Annotated in this window: 1 protein-coding gene; it reads left to right on the top strand. The window is 30.9% G+C overall.

The window, feature by feature from the left end; genetic code table 11:
- Positions 1–93: 93 nt before the first annotated feature.
- A partial coding sequence (locus PHC28_RS17565) for an ABC transporter ATP-binding protein (RefSeq protein ID WP_300103589.1) occupies positions 94–1,485 on the top strand: 1,392 nt, incomplete at its 3' end.

Here is a 1,485-nt window from a genome sequence, read left to right as displayed (position 1 = left end):
TTGATTACGATTTATTATAGAAAAATTAGATTAAATAAATGAGCTTTTTTGCAATACATTATGATATTGCTTCTTATCTCGTAATATAAAAAAATGAAAGCAAAAGCATTCGACACTCGATTATTCAAACGAATATTAAAATATACAAAACCGTATCAATTGAGATTTAATGGTGTGATTATTTTCGCTATTTCATTATCAATTTTCGCAGCACTACGTCCCTATTTATTGAAGCAAACGGTTGATGGTTATATCAAAACTCAAGATAAATACGGATTACTTTTGTATGTATCTTTAATGGCTTTTGTACTTTTATTAGAAGTTTTTTCTCAGTTTTTCTTCGTTTTTTGGGCAAACTGGCTTGGTCAAGATATTGTAAAAGACATTCGAACCACAATGTTTCGACATATTTTAAGTTTCAAAATGAAATATTTCGACAATGTACCAGTGGGTCAACTCGTAACACGTTCTGTTTCAGATATTGAAGCCATTGCACGTATTTTTAGTCAAGGATTATTCATGATAATCAGTGATTTAATGAAAATGTTAGTCGTGCTAATTTTTATGTTTTATATGAACTGGAAACTCACTTGGATAGTAATAATTGCCATGCCAATTCTAGTTTTTTTCACTAGAATATTTCAAAAAAAAATGCAAGTAGCTTTTGAAGAAGTGAGAACCCAAATTGCTAATTTGAATTCATTCGTTCAGGAAAGAGTAACTGGAATGAAAATTGTCCAATTATTTAATCGAGAAGATATTGAGTTCGAAAAATTCAAAACCATCAATGACAAACACAAAAAAGCTTGGATAAAAACCATATTATACAACTCGATTTTTTTCCCAATTGCCGATATTATTTCCTCATTAACTTTAGGATTTATAGTGCTTTACGGAGGAATCAAGATTTTGAACGGTGACCATTTTACCACTTTCGGCGATTTATTTTCCTATACAATGTTCATTGGGATGCTTTTCAATCCATTGCGTCAAATTGCAGATAAATTCAACGAGATGCAACTCGGAATGATAGCTGCTAATCGTGTTTTTGATATTCTCGATACCAAAGATCAAATTCAAGATACTGGAAAAATTGAAGCTCCAATTTTTAAAGGAAACATCGAATTCAAGAACGTTCATTTTGGCTACATTTCAGGAGAAGATGTAATAAAAGGAATCAATTTAGAAGTTTCAGCTGGTAAAACCATCGCCATTGTTGGTTCGACAGGCGCAGGAAAATCAACTATTATCAATTTATTAAACCGATTTTATGAAATCAATAGCGGAATAATTTGCATTGACAATCAAAATATTGAAGACTATACTTTATCTTCATTGCGCAGACAAATTGCAGTAGTATTACAAGATGTTTTCCTTTTTGCCGATACTATTTACAACAATATTACACTTAATAATCCTAGTATTTCTCGGGAACAAGTTTTGGCCGCAGCCAAAAAAATTGGTGTTCATAAATTTATTATGAGT

Origin of the sequence: Flavobacterium sp., assembly GCF_028712645.1 — a bacterium.
In the GTDB taxonomy this organism is placed as follows: domain Bacteria; phylum Bacteroidota; class Bacteroidia; order Flavobacteriales; family Flavobacteriaceae; genus Flavobacterium.
The sequence above is the reverse complement of the archived record's forward strand: the minus strand, read 5'-3'. Positions and strand labels throughout refer to the sequence as shown.